17 protein-coding genes are annotated in these 15,361 nt (G+C 69.5%); 1 reads left to right on the top strand and 16 read right to left on the bottom strand.

Translation table 11 applies throughout. The annotated features are described in order from the left end of the window. Positions 1 to 61 precede the first annotated feature (61 nt). Positions 62 to 862, bottom strand: a complete 801-nt coding sequence (locus ACIRBY_RS06665; protein WP_403897056.1) for a hypothetical protein — start codon at positions 860 to 862, stop codon at positions 62 to 64. A 375-nt stretch (positions 863 to 1,237) separates the two neighbouring features. On the opposite strand from ACIRBY_RS06665, the gene coaA reads away from it, so the two are divergent. Continuing rightward, positions 1,238 to 2,260: a type I pantothenate kinase gene (gene coaA / locus ACIRBY_RS06660; RefSeq protein ID WP_403897053.1), complete on the top strand. Its 1,023-nt coding sequence runs from the start codon at positions 1,238 to 1,240 to the stop codon at positions 2,258 to 2,260. A gap of 100 nt (positions 2,261 to 2,360) precedes the next feature. On the opposite strand, the gene glmM is transcribed toward coaA, so the two are convergent. The 15 genes from glmM to secY form a co-directional block, all read right to left on the bottom strand. Then, complete coding sequence (glmM, locus tag ACIRBY_RS06655; protein WP_403897051.1) at positions 2,361 to 3,719, bottom strand: phosphoglucosamine mutase; 1,359 nt, start codon at positions 3,717 to 3,719, stop codon at positions 2,361 to 2,363. A 136-nt stretch (positions 3,720 to 3,855) separates the two neighbouring features. Next, the gene (rpsI, locus tag ACIRBY_RS06650) at positions 3,856 to 4,371 is read right to left on the bottom strand and encodes a 30S ribosomal protein S9 (protein WP_045945298.1); all 516 of its coding nucleotides are present in this window, start codon (positions 4,369 to 4,371) and stop codon (positions 3,856 to 3,858) included. Positions 4,372 to 4,412: 41 nt separating this feature from the next. After that, entirely contained in the window at positions 4,413 to 4,856 is a 444-nt protein-coding gene (rplM, locus tag ACIRBY_RS06645) for a 50S ribosomal protein L13 (RefSeq protein WP_403897048.1), read from the bottom strand. A 234-nt stretch (positions 4,857 to 5,090) separates the two neighbouring features. Next, positions 5,091 to 6,362, bottom strand: coding sequence for a glycosyltransferase family 87 protein (locus ACIRBY_RS06640; protein WP_403897046.1), 1,272 nt, complete (start codon positions 6,360 to 6,362; stop codon positions 5,091 to 5,093). 67 nt (positions 6,363 to 6,429) lie between these two features. After that, positions 6,430 to 8,058, bottom strand: a complete 1,629-nt coding sequence (locus ACIRBY_RS06635) for an ABC-F family ATP-binding cassette domain-containing protein (protein ID WP_403897043.1) — start codon at positions 8,056 to 8,058, stop codon at positions 6,430 to 6,432. Positions 8,059 to 8,098: 40 nt separating this feature from the next. Further along, on the bottom strand, positions 8,099 to 8,950 hold the full coding sequence (truA, locus tag ACIRBY_RS06630; RefSeq protein WP_403897040.1) for a tRNA pseudouridine(38-40) synthase TruA: 852 nt from the start codon (positions 8,948 to 8,950) through the stop codon (positions 8,099 to 8,101). Positions 8,951 to 9,052: 102 nt separating this feature from the next. After that, a complete protein-coding gene (gene rplQ / locus ACIRBY_RS06625; protein WP_042812344.1) occupies positions 9,053 to 9,529 on the bottom strand; it encodes a 50S ribosomal protein L17 in 477 nt (158 codons plus the stop codon). A gap of 84 nt (positions 9,530 to 9,613) precedes the next feature. Continuing rightward, positions 9,614 to 10,636, bottom strand: coding sequence for a DNA-directed RNA polymerase subunit alpha (locus ACIRBY_RS06620; protein ID WP_215023456.1), 1,023 nt, complete (start codon positions 10,634 to 10,636; stop codon positions 9,614 to 9,616). Positions 10,637 to 10,784: 148 nt separating this feature from the next. Further along, the gene (gene rpsK, locus ACIRBY_RS06615) at positions 10,785 to 11,189 is read right to left on the bottom strand and encodes a 30S ribosomal protein S11 (RefSeq protein WP_003956432.1); all 405 of its coding nucleotides are present in this window, start codon (positions 11,187 to 11,189) and stop codon (positions 10,785 to 10,787) included. A 54-nt stretch (positions 11,190 to 11,243) separates the two neighbouring features. Further along, positions 11,244 to 11,624 (bottom strand): 30S ribosomal protein S13, encoded by a 381-nt coding sequence (rpsM, locus tag ACIRBY_RS06610; RefSeq protein ID WP_007265919.1) that lies wholly within the window; start codon positions 11,622 to 11,624, stop codon positions 11,244 to 11,246. A 200-nt stretch (positions 11,625 to 11,824) separates the two neighbouring features. Beyond that, the gene (gene rpmJ, locus ACIRBY_RS06605; protein WP_003956441.1) at positions 11,825 to 11,938 is read right to left on the bottom strand and encodes a 50S ribosomal protein L36; all 114 of its coding nucleotides are present in this window, start codon (positions 11,936 to 11,938) and stop codon (positions 11,825 to 11,827) included. A 62-nt stretch (positions 11,939 to 12,000) separates the two neighbouring features. Next, positions 12,001 to 12,222 carry a translation initiation factor IF-1 gene (gene infA / locus ACIRBY_RS06600; protein WP_003956442.1) on the bottom strand — a complete coding sequence of 74 codons (222 nt, stop codon included), beginning with the start codon at positions 12,220 to 12,222 and terminating at the stop codon, positions 12,001 to 12,003. A gap of 139 nt (positions 12,223 to 12,361) precedes the next feature. After that, on the bottom strand, positions 12,362 to 13,213 hold the full coding sequence (gene map / locus ACIRBY_RS06595; protein ID WP_403897036.1) for a type I methionyl aminopeptidase: 852 nt from the start codon (positions 13,211 to 13,213) through the stop codon (positions 12,362 to 12,364). A 100-nt stretch (positions 13,214 to 13,313) separates the two neighbouring features. Then, complete coding sequence (locus ACIRBY_RS06590) at positions 13,314 to 13,961, bottom strand: adenylate kinase (RefSeq protein WP_403897034.1); 648 nt, start codon at positions 13,959 to 13,961, stop codon at positions 13,314 to 13,316. Continuing rightward, complete coding sequence (gene secY / locus ACIRBY_RS06585) at positions 13,961 to 15,274, bottom strand: preprotein translocase subunit SecY (protein WP_403897031.1); 1,314 nt, start codon at positions 15,272 to 15,274, stop codon at positions 13,961 to 13,963. Before secY ends, ACIRBY_RS06590 begins: the two co-directional genes overlap by 1 nt. Positions 15,275 to 15,361 lie beyond the last annotated feature (87 nt).

Below are 15,361 nucleotides of genomic sequence, written 5' to 3'. Positions count from 1 at the left end.
CCCGGCGGATCCGCCCGGGCGCGGCCGCCCCGCGCGGCCGGACCGTCGCCCTGCCGGGGCGTCAGCCCAGCCGTCTGACCTGCGCCTCGATCGCGGGGGCCGCCAGCTGCGCCTCGCCGGACAGCCGGTCCGCGTGGAAGTTCACGAGCGTGCCGCCCTTGCGGACCACCATGAGCTCCGTCTGGTACGGCTCCCCGTCGCGCTCCGCCTCGACGGTGTACGCGAGGGCCTCGTCGCCGCCGGACGCGGCGTGCGGGACGACCCGGGTCACCGTGACGGTCTCCCCGCCCGCCGTCGCCGCGTACCCGCCCTCGCAGGCCCGGCCCGCCGTCTGCAGCTCGGCGAAGTGCCCGTGGGCGGCGTCCCCCTCGTACGAGCCGAGGGTCACCACCGTCACCGTCGAGCTGGCGGCGTCCAGCGCGGCCGCCCGCTTCTGCCCCTCCGGCGCGTCGTCCGGCAGCGCCGACGCCACCGCGACCACCGCGGCCCTGGCCCAGCCGGTCCGCCCCGCCGGCAGGTACCCGGACACGGCGTGGGCCAGCTCCAGGCACTCGGGCCGGTCCACGCTCCCCGGCACGCTGTCGTGGGCCTCGGGGGTCACCTTGTGGTCCGGCAGGTCCCCCTGCGCCACCAGCAGGCGCTCCGGTGCCGGCTGCGGCCTGCCCTTCTGCGGGGGGACGACCTGCTGCCCCTTGCGCGCGGGCCCGGCGTCCGCGTCGGAGGCCGGCACCTCGGCGGCCGGAACACCCTCCTCCACCACGATCACGGTGGGCCGGCCGGACCCGCACCCGGTGGCCAGCAGGGCCACCGCCAGCCCCGAGACGGTCAGTGCGGCCGCGCGCCGCACGCGCACCGCTCTCATACGGGCTTCTCGGCCCGCGCACCGAAGGCGGCCGGCAGACACAAGGACGCGCCGGACACGGCCCGCACGCCGCACCGCACGAACGTGGTACCCACGTAGAGCTCTCCCCCATGAAGCAGATCACCGCCAGGACGCCGGTCAACGCCGCGGTGACGAACAATGTACGACTTGCTCGATCACGCGACCGGTGTTAATGGCACATACGCGGGATCTTCCTGGTCACACGCGAGAATCGTGACCGGCACGAGACAGGACGGGCTTCCGATCGAGACCCGGTCGGGCGCCACCGCCCCACCTGGGCGTTTCCCCCTCCCCGGCCCGCCACGTGACCGACCCCACCACCCACGCGGGGCCCCGAGCCCCGACAATGGCGGTGTGATCACATCGCCGACGCGCTGTACGCCGGAGCACGCAACGGAGCGTCCCGGCCCCCGCCGGGTGCCGGAGCCCTCGCCCTACGTCGACCTCACGCGGGCCGAGTGGAGCGCCCTGCGCGAGCGCACCCCCCTGCCCCTGACGGCGGAGGAGGTCGAGCGGCTGCGCGGCCTCGGCGACGTCATCGACCTCGACGAGGTGCGGGACGTCTACCTTCCGCTCTCCCGCCTGCTCAACCTGTACGTCGGCGCCACCAGCAACCTCCGCGGCACCCTGAACACCTTCCTCGGCGACGCCGGCGGCAACGGCCACGGCGCCCAGCAGGGGACCCCGTTCGTCATAGGCGTCGCCGGCTCCGTCGCCGTCGGCAAGTCCACCGTGGCCCGCCTGCTCCAGGCCCTCCTCGCCCGCTGGCCCGAGCACCCGCGCGTCGAACGGATCACCACGGACGGGTTCCTCTACCCGATGGAGGAGCTCCGGCGCCGCGGCCTGACCTCCCGCAAGGGCTTCCCCGAGTCCTACGACCGCCGCGCCCTCACCAAGTTCGTCGCCGACATCAAGGCCGGCAAGGACGAGGTCACCGCCCCGGTCTACTCGCACCTGATCTACGACATCGTCCCGGACGAGCGGCTGGTCGTGCGCCGCCCGGACATCCTCATCGTCGAGGGCCTCAACGTCCTCCAGCCGGCCCTGCCGGGCAAGGACGGCCGGACCCGGGTCGGCCTCGCCGACTACTTCGACTTCAGCGTGTACGTGGACGCCCGCCCCGAGGACATCGAGCGCTGGTACCTCAACCGCTTCCGGAAGCTGCGCGAGACCGCCTTCCAGAACCCGTTCTCCTACTTCCGCAAGTACACCCAGGTCTCCGAGGAGGAGGCCCTGGAGTACGCGAAGACGATGTGGCGGACCATCAACAAGCCCAACCTGCTGGAGAACGTCGCCCCCACGCGCGGCCGCGCCACCCTCGTCGTCCGCAAGGGCCCCGACCACAAGGTCACGAAGCTGAGCCTGCGCAAGCTCTGAGCGCCCGCCGCGGGCGGCCCGGAAACGGCCGCGGCGCACCCGGTGGGGGCGGAAGCTCCGCCCCCACCGGGTGCGCCACACGGTCCTGCGGGGTGAGGTCCTAGCCGAGGGCCGACTTCACCACGTCCGCGAGCCGCCCGGCGACCGCGCGGGCCTGCTCGATGTCGGCGGCCTCGACCATCACGCGGACGAGGGGCTCGGTGCCCGAGGGGCGCAGCAGCACCCGTCCGGTGGAGCCGAGCTCGCGCTCCGCCTCGGTGACGGCGTTGGCCAGCTCGGCGGAGGTGGAGACGCGGGACTTGTCGACGTCCTTGACGTTGATCAGGACCTGCGGGAGCCGCGTCATGACCCCGGCGAGCTCGGCCAGCGAGCGGCCGGTGGCGGCGACCCGGGCGGCCAGCATGAGGCCGGTGAGGGTGCCGTCGCCGGTGGTGGCGTGGTCGAGGATGATCACGTGGCCGGACTGCTCGCCGCCCAGCGCGTAGCCGTGCTCCTTCATCGACTCCAGGACGTACCGGTCGCCGACCGCGGTCTGGACGAAGGCGATGCCCTCGCCCTCCATGGCCAGCTTGAAGCCCAGGTTCGACATGACGGTGGCGACGACGGTGTTCTCGCGCAGCTGGCCCGCCTCGCGCATGGCGAGGGCGAGCACGGCGAGGATCTGGTCGCCGTCGATCTCGTCACCCGCGGCGTCCACCGCCAGGCAGCGGTCGGCGTCGCCGTCGTGGGCGATGCCGAGGTCCGCCCCGTGCTCGACGACCGCCTGCTTGAGCAGGTCGAGGTGGGTGGAGCCGCAGCCGTCGTTGATGTTCAGGCCGTCGGGCTCGGCACCGATGGTGACGATCTCGGCGCCGGCCCGGGCGAAGGCCTCGGGCGAGACGCGGGCGGCCGCGCCGTGCGCCTCGTCCAGGACGATCTTCAGCCCGTCGAGACGGTTGGGCAGGACGCCGATCAGGTGGGCGACGTACTTGTCGAAGCCCTCGTCGTAGTCCGAGACGCGGCCGACGCCGGCGCCGGTGGGCCGGTCCCAGGGAGCGCCGGTGCGGTGCTCCTCGTAGACCGACTCGATGCGGTCCTCCAGCTCGTCGGCGAGCTTGTGGCCGCCGCGCGCGAAGAACTTGATGCCGTTGTCGGGCATGGCGTTGTGGCTCGCGGAGAGCATCACGCCGAGGTCGGCGCCCAGCGCACCGGTGAGATACGCCACCGCCGGGGTGGGCAGCACACCGACGCGCAGGACGTCCACGCCGGCGCTGGCGAGGCCCGCGACGACCGCGGCCTCCAGGAACTCGCCCGAAGCGCGGGGGTCACGGCCGACCACGGCCGTGGGGCGGTGGCCCGCGAAGGTGCCCGCCTCGGCCAGTACGTGCGCGGCCGCCACGGAGAGGCCGAGCGCGAGCTCAGCCGTCAGATCCGCGTTGGCGACGCCTCGTACACCGTCCGTCCCGAAGAGTCGTCCCACTGTTGTCCTCCCGAGTTCACGCTTCGCTAGGTGACCGCTAGTGACAGATGTTTGCCGCTTTTGGCGGTAAACGAACCGCCCCGACAGCACGGAGAGTGCTGCCGGGGCGGTTTCGTTGCTGAACAGCAGGCGCAGATTAACGCTTGCTGTACTGCGGAGCCTTACGGGCCTTCTTGAGACCGGCCTTCTTGCGCTCGACCGCACGGTCGTCGCGGGAGAGGAAGCCGGCCTTCTTCAGCGCCGGGCGGTTGTTGTCCACGTCCGCCTCGTTCAGCGCGCGGGCCACGCCGAGGCGCAGGGCGCCGGCCTGGCCGGAGACGCCGCCACCCGAGATGCGGGCGATGACGTCGTAGCGGCCGTCGAGCTCCAGGAGCTTGAAGGGCTCGTTGACTTCCTGCTGGTGCACCTTGTTGGGGAAGTAGTCCTCAAGGGTGCGACCGTTGATCTTCCACTTGCCGGTGCCCGGAACGATCCGGACGCGGGCGATGGCGTTCTTGCGACGGCCCAGGCCGGCGGCCGGCTGGGGGTCGCCGAAGCGACCGGCAAGGGACTCGGAGGTGTAGTCGCCCTCGACGACGACGTCCGACTCGGTGGTGTACTCCTCGACGCCCTCGAACTCGTCGACGGGGGTCTCGGCGGTGGTCTCGGCCACGATGCTCCTCAGAATTCTCTGTGTTTAGGGGGTGGCCGGAACTACTGCGCGACCTGGGTGATCTCGAACGGCACCGGCTGCTGCGCAGCGTGCGGGTGCTGGTCGCCCGAGTAGACCTTCAGCTTCGAGAGCATCTGACGGCCCAGGGAGTTCTTGGGGAGCATGCCCTTGACGGCCTTCTCGACGGCCTTCTCCGGGTTGTTCGCGAGGAGGTCGTCGTAGCGCACGGCACGCAGACCACCCGGGAAGCCGGAGTGGCGGTAGGCCATCTTCTGGGAGGCCTTGTTGCCGGACAGGTGAACCTTGTCGGCGTTGATGATGATGACGAAGTCGCCCATGTCCATGTGGGGGGCGTAAGTCGGCTTGTGCTTGCCCTTCAGGAGGGTAGCGGCCTGAGTCGCCAGACGGCCGAGGACGACGTCCTGGGCGTCAATGACGAGCCACTGGCGCGAGATGTCGCCGGGCTTGGGGCTGTACGTACGCACGCGTATGCCTTCGCTTCTTCAGTGGTGGGTCATCCCATAGGGCGCAAGCCCCGCGGGAAGGGTCCTGACAGGGTCACCACGGACGATCACGACAGCCCTCGTTCACAGCGGGGACGCACCCGCGTGAACTGCTGGTCATCGGTCCGGTGGACCGGCGTAAGGCCCTTTCACGTGAGAATGAGAAAGCCAATACGCATAACAAACCAGCAGGATACCCAAGCAGACCCGTACGGGTCAAAACGCGGTCCGCGATGCCGATACTGCCGGCATCACGGCGCACTCCGGTTCGGTCCTGGGTGGGGACCCCGCAGTTGTTACGGGTTCCAGAGTAACCCGGCCGGAGCGCAGCGCACGACGCACCAGCAGTCCCGCGAGCCCGCACAGGGTCAGGCAGTCCCGGAAGGCCCGCCTCTTGTGGGCGATCTCCGAGGGCCACGGGATCCCCGCCGCCTGGGGCACCAGAGCCGCCCAGAACCAGCCCGAACGGGGTGCGGAGCCCTCCCGGACCCCCGACGCCAGCAGCGGCGGCAGCACCAGCAGCAGGTAGTGGTCGAAGGACGGACGTGAGACGAGGAACACGGCGAGCATGACCGTGCAGGCCGTCTCCACCAGCCGCAGCTCACCCCCGTCACCCTGCGGGTCCGGCCGCCGCCACCGCCGCCACGCCGCCCACAGCCCGGCCGCCGCCCCCGCGCCCGCCACCACCACCGCCACCGGCTGCGGCACCCCCAGCCGCGGCAGCACCGCGATCGGCGAGGCGTCCCAGGGCAGCGCGTACGCGTCCTGCCCCTGGAGCAGGAACGGCAGCGTCTTGGTGAAGAACAGCGTCGGGCTCGGCATCAGCAGCGCCCCCGCCAGCGACAGCCCCACCGGCACCAGCACCGCCACGGCCAGCCCCCGCCACCGCCGGGCCAGGACGAAGACCAGCCCGACCGGCACCAGCATCGGCTTGCAGGCGATCGCCAGCCCCACCACCAGGCCCGCCGCCGCCCAGGACCTCCGGTGCGCCAGCAGCAGCGCCACCGGCAGCGCCGCCACCGAGATCGCCGTCCAGTTCCCGATCAGGACCAGGTTCAGGTACGGCTTGTACGCCAGCGCCAGCAGCCCCAGCCCGCCGACCGCGAACCGCGAGCACAGCGGCACCGAGAACAGCCGCAGCGACGCCCACCACCCGAGGGCCACCAGCCCCGAGATCCCCGCCGGCAGCAGCCAGCGCAGCACCTCCCGGGGCACCAGCGCCTCCGGCACCGCCATCAGCACGGCACTGGGCAGGTACAGGAAGCGCTTGTCCTCGTACGGGGAGACCCCCTCCAGCAGCGCGTCCGCCGCCTTGACCACGAAGGCGTTGTCCGAGCCCCAGTTCGCCCGCAGGCTCGTCGACACCGACACCGCCAGCAGCACCACCAGCGCCACCGCCCGCCAGGACCGCGGCGCCGGCCCGAGCAGCCAGGCCGTCCTCCGGCCGCCCGTGACCGGACGGCCACCGTCCGTCACCCAGATGCGCATGAGCCAGATGCTAGGCCGCAGCCCCACGACGCCTCCCCCTCGACCCGCTGGGGGGAGGTCCCGCCCCCTAGCGCTTCCGGTCGACCCTACGTTCGTCCCACACGGGCTCCTGAGTCTCCCGCACAACACCGTCTGAACCGAAGACCAAGTAACGGTCAAATGTGCGCGCGAACCAGCGGTCGTGCGTCACGCACAGCACCGTCCCCTCGTACGCCTCCAGGCCGTCCTGCAGGGCCTCCGCCGACTCCAGGTCGAGGTTGTCCGTCGGCTCGTCCAGCAGCAGCGCCGTGGTCCCGGCCAGCTCCAGCAGCAGGATCTGGAACCGCGCCTGCTGGCCGCCCGACAGCTTCTCGAACGGCTGCTCCGCCTGGCGCTCCAGCTCGTAGCGGCGCAGCGCCCCCATCGCCTGCCCCAGGGGCTTGGCCGCCTCCGTCCACAGGATGTCGACGAGGGTCCGGCCGAAAAGCTCCGGGTGGGCGTGGGTCTGCGCGAAATGGCCGGGAATCACCCGTGCGCCGAGCTTCCAGTCGCCGGTGTGCTTGACGTCCTCGCCCGCCAGCAGCCGCAGGAAGTGCGACTTGCCGGAGCCGTTCGAGCCGAGCACCGCGACGCGCTCCCCGTAGAACACCTCCAGGGAGAACGGCTTCATCAGCCCGGTCAGCTCCAGGTTCGCCACCGTCAGCGCGCGCACGCCCGTACGCCCGCCCTTGAGCCGCATCTTGATGTCCTGCTCCCGCGGCGGCTCCGGCGGCGGGCCGGCCTCCTCGAACTTCTGGAAGCGGGTCTGCATCGCCCGGTAGCGCGAGGCCATGTCGGGGCTGCTCGCGGCCTGGTTGCGCAGCCGCAGCACCAGGGCCTTCAGCCGGGCGTGCTCCTCGTCCCAGCGCCGCTTGAGCTCCTCGAACCGGGCGAAGCGCTCCTTGCGGGCCTCGTGGTAAGTGCCGAAGCCCGCACCGTGCACCCAGACGTCGGAGCCCATCGGGCTCGCCTCCAGGCTGATGATCTTCTGGGCGGCCTGGGTCAGCAGCTCCCGGTCGTGGGAGACGAACAGGACCGTCTTGCGCGTGGCCCGCAGCTGCTCCTCCAGCCAGCGCTTGCCCGGGACGTCGAGGTAGTTGTCCGGCTCGTCGAGCAGCAGCACCTCGTCCGGCCCGCGCAGCAGCGCCTCCAGCACGAGCCGCTTCTGCTCACCGCCGGAGAGGGTGCGCACCTCACGGAACTGCGCCTGGTCGTACGGGACGGCCAGCGCGGCCATCGTGCAGACGTCCCAGAGCGTCTCCGCCTCGTAGCCCTGGACGTCGGCCCAGTCGCTCAGCGCCTGGGCGTAGGCCATCTGGGCGGCCTCGTCGTCGACGGTGAGGATCAGCTCCTCGGCCCGGTCCACGGCCTTCGCCGCCTCCCGGATGCGCGGCTGGGACACCGAGACGAGCAGGTCCCGGACCGTCGTCTCATCGCGCACCGAGCCCACGAACTGGGACATCACGCCGAGGCCGCCGGTGTGGGTGACCGCGCCGCCGTGCGGCTGGAGCTCACCGGAGATCAGCTTGAGCAAGGTGGTCTTGCCGGCGCCGTTGGCCCCCACGAGGGCGACCACCGCCCCCTCCCCCACCCGGAAGGAGACGTCGGGGAGGAGCACCCGCCCGTCGGGAAGGTAGTACTCCAGGTGGCTGGCTTCGAGATGTCCCATGCCGGGCATTCTCCCGGTCCTGCGGGGCCGGACCCAAACGCAATACCCGCTAGCAGCAGCCCTTGCCCGGCAGGGTGCGCATGTTCCGCGCCTCCTTGCTGCGGGCGGCGAGCAGCTCGTCCGCCGGGTAGCCGACCTCCTCCAGGGTCAGCCCGTGCGGCTTGACCACGTGCACCGAGGAGTCCCGCACGGCCGCGGCCAGCACCCGGCCGGGCCACTCGACGGGCCGGTGCCCGTCGCCGACGTGCAGCAGCGCGCCGACCAGCGAGCGGACCATGTTGTGGCAGAAGGCGTCGGCCCGCACGGTCGCGGTGACGATCCCGTCCTCGCCCCGCTCCCAGCCGAGCTGCTGGAGGGTGCGGATGGTCGTGGCGCCCTCGCGCTTCTTGCAGTACGCGGCGAAGTCGTGCTCGCCGAGCAGGGCGCGCGAGGCCTCGTTCATGGCGTCCACGTCCAGCGGCCACTGGTGCCACAGCACGTGCCCGCGGCGCAGCGGGTCCACCCCGCCCTGGTGGTCGCCGACCCGGTAGGCGTAGCGGCGCCAGATCGCGGAGAACCGCGCGTTGAAGCCCTCGGGGGCCTCGGCGACCTTCCACACCCGGATGTCGTGCGGGAGGCGGCCCGCCAGCCTGCGCAGCAGCTTGTCGTGGTGCTCGGCCCAGACCTCCTCCGCGATGTCGAACTGCGCGACCTGCCCGCGGGCGTGCACGCCGGCGTCGGTGCGCCCGGCGACGGTCAGCTCGACCGGGTCGGGCAGCCGCATCACGGTCTTCAGGGCCGATTCCAGCTCGCCCTGGACGGTCCGCAGCGTGCGCTGCTTCGCCCAGCCGGAGAAGTCCTTGCCGTCGTAGGACAGGTCCAGCCGTACCCGGACGTGCCCGGGCTCCACCTCGTCACTCACGTGACAGATCCTCTCAGACGCACAGAAATGCAGAACGGGCCCGCCCCGGGAAGGGGCGGGCCCGTTCAGAGCCGATCAAGCAAGCTCGATCCCGGAGCGGGATCAGGCCTCCTTGGTCTCCTCGACAGCCTCGGTCTCGGCAGCCTCGGACTTGGCCTCGGCCTCCTTCACCGCACGCTTGGTGGCGGCCTCGGCCTCGCCGGTGGCCTGCTGGGCGACCGTGAGGGCCTCGACGAGCTCGATCACGGCCATCGGGGCGTTGTCGCCACGACGGTTGCCGATCTTGGTGATGCGCGTGTAACCACCGGGGCGGTTCTCGTAGCGCGGGGCGATCTCGGTGAACAGCGTGTGCACGATGCTCTTGTCCGTGATCGTCTGCAGCACCAGGCGACGGTTGTGGATGTCGCCCTTCTTGGCCTTGGTGACCAGACGCTCGGCGTAGGGACGCAGGCGGCGGGCCTTGGCCTCGGTGGTGGTGATGCGGCCGTGCTCGAAGAGCGCCTTCGCGAGGTTCGCGAGAAGGTGCTTCTCGTGCGCGGCGGAGCCGCCCAGACGGGCACCCTTAGCGGGACGCGGCATGGTGTTACTCCTTCATATCTGCACCGGCCGTGTCAGGTACCGGTGTCAGTTCCCCCGGGGCGGACGCCCCGGGAAAGTCATCTCTTAGTACTGCTCGGTCTCGACGAAACCGGCGTCCGCGTCGTCGTCGGCGCCGAAGGCGTCGGCGGCGGCGGTCGGGTCGAATCCGGGCGGGCTGTCCTTGAGGGCCAGGCCCATGCCGGCGAGCTTCGCCTTGACCTCGTCGATCGACTTCGCACCGAAGTTGCGGATGTCGAGCAGGTCGGCCTCGGAGCGGGCCACGAGCTCACCCACGGAGTGGATGCCCTCGCGCTTGAGGCAGTTGTACGAGCGGACCGTGAGCTCGAGCTCCTCGATCGGCAGCGCCAGGTCGGCGGCCAGGGCGGCGTCCGTGGGGGACGGGCCCATGTCGATGCCCTCGGCGTCGATGTTGAGCTCGCGGGCCAGACCGAACAGCTCGACCAGGGTCTTGCCGGCGGACGCCATGGCGTCGCGCGGGCGCATGGCCTGCTTGGTCTCGACGTCGACGATGAGCTTGTCGAAGTCGGTCCGCTGCTCGACTCGGGTCGCCTCGACCTTGTAGGTGACCTTCAGGACCGGCGAGTAGATGGAGTCGATCGGGATACGGCCGATCTCCTGGCCCACCTGCTTGTTCTGGACGGCGGAGACGTAGCCGCGACCGCGCTCGACGGTCAGCTCCATCTCCAGCTTGCCCTTGCCGTTGAGCGTGGCGAGGACCAGGTCCGGGTTGTGCACCTCGACACCGGCCGGGGGCGCGATGTCGGCAGCGGTGACCAGGCCGGGACCCTGCTTGCGCAGGTACATCACGACCGGCTCGTCGTGCTCCGAGGAGACGACCAGCTGCTTGATGTTGAGGATGATGTCCGTGACGTCTTCCTTGACGCCCGGCACGGTGGTGAACTCGTGCAGGACGCCGTCCACGCGGATGCTGGTGACAGCGGCACCCGGGATGGAGGACAGGAGGGTACGGCGCAGGGAGTTGCCGAGGGTGTAGCCGAAGCCCGGCTCCAGCGGCTCGATCACGAACCGCGAGCGGTACTCGTCGACGACCTCTTCGGTCAGCGAAGGACGCTGAGCGATAAGCATGTCTGTTCCTTCAAGTCGTGGACGCCCACTATTTGACGCCCGACGGGTGCGGCCCGGAGGCCGCGGTCTTACAAGGGTACGGGCGGCACGTCCCCCGAAGGGTTCGTGCCGCCCGGACACTCAAGAACGCACAGGTGCGTCCGCTGCGTCAGACGCGGCGGCGCTTCGGCGGGCGGCAGCCGTTGTGCGGGGTGGGGGTGACGTCCTGGATCGAACCCACCTCGAGGCCGGTGGCCTGGAGGGAGCGGATCGCGGTCTCACGGCCGGAGCCGGGACCCTTGACGAAGACGTCGACCTTGCGCATGCCGTGCTCCTGCGCGCGGCGGGCGGCCGACTCGGCGGCCATCTGCGCGGCGAAGGGGGTGGACTTGCGCGAGCCCTTGAAGCCGACGTGGCCGGCGGAGGCCCAGGAGATCACGTTGCCGGACGGGTCCGTGATCGAAACGATGGTGTTGTTGAACGTGCTCTTGATGTGGGCGTGCCCGTGAGCGACGTTCTTCTTTTCCTTGCGGCGCACCTTCTTGGCAGCGCCCTGACGACCCTTGGGGGGCATCTCTTACTCCTACGGGAGGTGGTCGGTCCTACAGCGCAAGACCGCTGAACAGGACTACTTCTTGCCCGGCTTCTTCTTACCGGCGATCGCGCGACGCGGGCCCTTGCGGGTACGCGCGTTCGTGCTGGTGCGCTGACCGTGCACGGGCAGGCCACGGCGGTGGCGGATGCCCTGGTAGCACTGGATCTCGATCTTGCGGCGAATGTCGCCCTGGATCTCGCGGCGGAGGTCACCCTCGGTACGGAGGTTGGCGTCCACGTACTCGCGGATCTTGACGAGGTCCTCTTCGGCCAGGTCACGAACGCGGGTGTTCGGGTTCACGCCGGTGGAGGCGAGGATCTCCTTGGACCGGGTGCGCCCGATACCGAAGACGTAGGTGAGTGCGATCTCCACACGCTTTTCGCGCGGGATGTCAACACCGGAAACGCGTGCCATTCAATGGCTCCTGTGTGTTCGGGGGTCTTCCGCAGAACCACTCCCGACCGCCGACCACCGCGAAACGGGTGGTGGTACGTCCGGGTCCCCGGCCCCCGCCGGAGGTGCCGCCGGCCCCTGTCAGGGCTGGGCGGGCTCTGCGTATGTACGTTTTGTTACGTCGCGCGAAGAACTGCGTAAGGCAGGTCGGTCGGCGTGCGTCAGCCCTGGCGCTGCTTGTGGCGCAGGTTGTCGCAGATGACCATGACCCGGCCGTGACGGCGGATCACCTTGCACTTGTCGCAGATCTTCTTGACGCTCGGCTTGACCTTCATGTGGGTGAGGTTCTCCGGGTCAGTGCCACCACCCGCGCCGGAGCGGGGTGCGGGGGCAAGATCTACTTGTATCGGTAGACGATCCGGCCACGCGTCAGGTCGTACGGAGACAGCTCCACAACGACCCGGTCATCGGGAAGGATGCGGATGTAGTGCATACGCATCTTGCCGCTGATGTGCGCGAGGACCTTGTGACCGTTCTGGAGTTCCACCTTGAACATGGCGTTCGGGAGGGACTCGATCACGGTGCCCTCGATCTCGATGGCACCTTGCTTCTTGGCCACGCTTCGCCTTTCGAATCGGCTACCTTGATCAGCCCACGGACATGCGAATGCACGTGAGCCGACGAGTCAGTCTACGTCAGGGCACCCAGAAAGACGAATCCGGAAAGTTTGCCCCAGAGTCTAGATCATTAACCGACGGCTACCCGAGGGGGTCCGGCGCCGTGGTGACGCCGTACTCCGCGAGCTTCGCCTTGCCGCAGTCCGGGCTGGTCAGGACGATCGGACCGGCCTCCGTGAGGGCGACCGAGTGCTCCCAGTGCGAGGACCAGGTGCCGTCCGTGGTGATGACCGTCCAGTCGTCGGCGAGTACCTCCGTCTGGGGGGTACCCAGGGACACCATCGGCTCGATCGCCAGGCACAGGCCCGGGACCAGCTTGATGCCCTTGCCCCGCTTGCGCGTGACGTAGTTCAGCAGGTGGGGGTCCATGTGCATCTCGGTGCCGATGCCGTGGCCGCCGTAGTCCTCGATGATCCCGAACTTGCCGAGGCTGTGCTCACCGGTGGAGGGACGGGGCTGGCGCTTGATGTAGCCCTCGATGGCCTTGGAGATGTCCACGAGGCGGTTGCCCGCCTTCATGGCCGCGATACCGGCCCACATCGACTCCTCGGTCACCCGGGAGAGCTCGACCAGCTCCGGAGCGTGACCGGTGCCCACGAAGGCCGTGTACGCCGCGTCCCCGTGCCAGCCGTCGACGATGGCGCCGGCGTCGATGGAGATGATGTCGCCGTCCTTGAGGACCGTCTTGTCGTCCGGGATGCCGTGGACGACGACCTCGTTCACCGACGTGCAGATGGTTGCGGGGAAGCCGCCGTAGCCGAGGAAGTTCGACTTCGCCCCGGCGTCGGCGATGACCTTGCGGGCCACCATGTCGAGGTCGCGCGTCGTGGCGCCGGGCACGGCCGCCTCACGGGTCGCCGCGTGGATCGCGGCGACGACCAGCCCTGCCTCGCGCATCTTCGCGATCTGCTCGGGGGTCTTCAGCTGAACCATGAAACGGCCTTCCACCTTCGAAAAACGGGGTCTTCCCAACAGTACGGCCGCGATGCCCGAAGGACACCGCGGCCGTACTGTCGGTCACGAACAGGAGTGACTACTTCTTCAGGGCGTCCATCGCCCGCTTGGTGATCTCGTGCACCTCGCCGAGGGCGGAGATGGTCACCAGCAGGCCCTGGGCCTTGTAGTAGTCGATGATCGGCTCGGTCTGCGTGTGGTAGACCTCCAGCCGGTTGCGGACCGTGGCCTCGGAGTCGTCGCCCCGCTGGTACAGCTCGCCGCCGCACTGGTCGCAGACGCCCTCGGCCTTCGGAGCCGCGTAGATCACGTGGAAGACGTGCGCGGAGTCCTGGCGGCAGATCCGCCGGCCGGCGATGCGCTTGACGACCTCGTCCTCCTCGACCTCCAGGTCGAGGACGGCGTCCAGCTTCATGCCGGCACCGGTCAGCATCTCGTCCAGGGCCTCGGCCTGGGCGACGTTGCGCGGGAAGCCGTCGAGCAGGAAGCCGCCCGCGGCGTCCGACTGCTCCATGCGGTCCTTGGCCATGCCGATGGTGATCTCGTCGGGAACGAGCTCACCGGCGTCCATGAACGCCTTCGCGCGCAGGCCGAGATCCGTGCCCTGGCTGATGTTGGCGCGGAAGAGGTCGCCCGTGGAGATGTGCGGGATCGACAGGTTCTTGGCGAGGAACGCGGCCTGCGTTCCCTTGCCCGCCCCGGGGGGTCCGACGAGGACGATTCGCATCAGCGGAGGAACCCTTCGTAGTTGCGCTGCTGGAGCTGGCTCTCGATCTGCTTCACGGTTTCCAGACCCACACCCACGATGATCAGGATGCTCGTCCCGCCGAACGGGAAGTTCTGGTTCGCTCCGAAGCCGGCCAACGCCATTGTCGGCACTAGAGCGATGAGACCCAGGTACAGCGACCCCGGCCAGGTGATCCGGTTGAGTACGTAGCTCAGGTACTCAGCGGTGGGCCGGCCGGCGCGGATGCCCGGGATGAACCCACCATACTTCTTCATGTTGTCGGCAACTTCCTCGGGGTTGAACGAGATCGCCACGTAGAAGAACGCGAAGAAGACGATCAGGAGGAAGTAGGCGGCGATGTAGTACGGGTGGTCGCCCTTGACGAAGTGCTTCTGGATCCAGGTCGCCCAGCCGGCGGTCGAGCCGCTGAACTGCACGATCAGGGCCGGGATGTACAGCAGCGACGAGGCGAAGATGACCGGGATGACACCGGCCTGGTTCACCTTGAGCGGGATGTAGGTGGACGTGCCCCCGTAGGCGCGGCGACCGATCATGCGCTTCGCGTACTGGACGGGGATCCTGCGCTGGGCCTGCTCGACGAAGACCACCAGGGCCACCATCGCGAGGCCGACGAGGATGACGACCCCGAACTCCACCCAGCCATCAGCGATCTTGCCCTGGAGCTTGATCGTCCAGAGGGCGGAGACGAAGCCGGCCGCGATCGAGATGAACATCAGGATCGACATGCCGTTGCCGATGCCGCGGTCGGTGATGAGCTCGCCGAGCCACATGACGATGCAGGTACCGGCGGTCATGGTGATCACCATGGTGACCGTGGTGAAGATCGAGCGGTCCGGGACGATCTCGCGAGCGACCGGGCAGGTGCCGAACAGGGCGCCGGTACGCGCGGTGGCGACCAGGCCGGTGCCCTGGAGGATCGCGAGCGCGACCGTCAGATAGCGCGTGTACTGAGTGATCTTCGCGGTGCCGGACTGACCCTCTTTCTTGAGGTTCTCCAGCTTCGGGATGACCACGGTCAGCAGCTGCAGGATGATGCTCGCCGTGATGTACGGCATGATGCCGAGCGCGAAGATCGTGATCTGCAGCAGCGCACCGCCGCTGAACATGTTGACCAGACCGAAGAGGCTGTTGCTGCTCCCCATCTGGTCCACACAGATCTGAACGTTCTTGTAGCTCACGCCGGGGACCGGGATGTGGGACCCGAGCCGGTACAGCATGATGATGCCGAGCGTGAAGAGCAGCTTCTTGCGCAGGTCGGGCGTCTTGAACGCCCGGGCGAACGCGGTGAGCACGGTGCCTCCTGCGACCCCCGCGCTACTGCGTCAGAGGTGACGGTCTGAGGATCGACGATTACGTACAAGCAAAGGTGCAGGCCACCT

The organism is Streptomyces sp. NPDC096136 (assembly GCF_044763325.1).
GTDB lineage: Bacteria > Actinomycetota > Actinomycetes > Streptomycetales > Streptomycetaceae > Streptomyces.
Note: the sequence above shows the minus strand (reverse complement) of the source record. Positions and strands in the feature narration are given on the sequence as shown.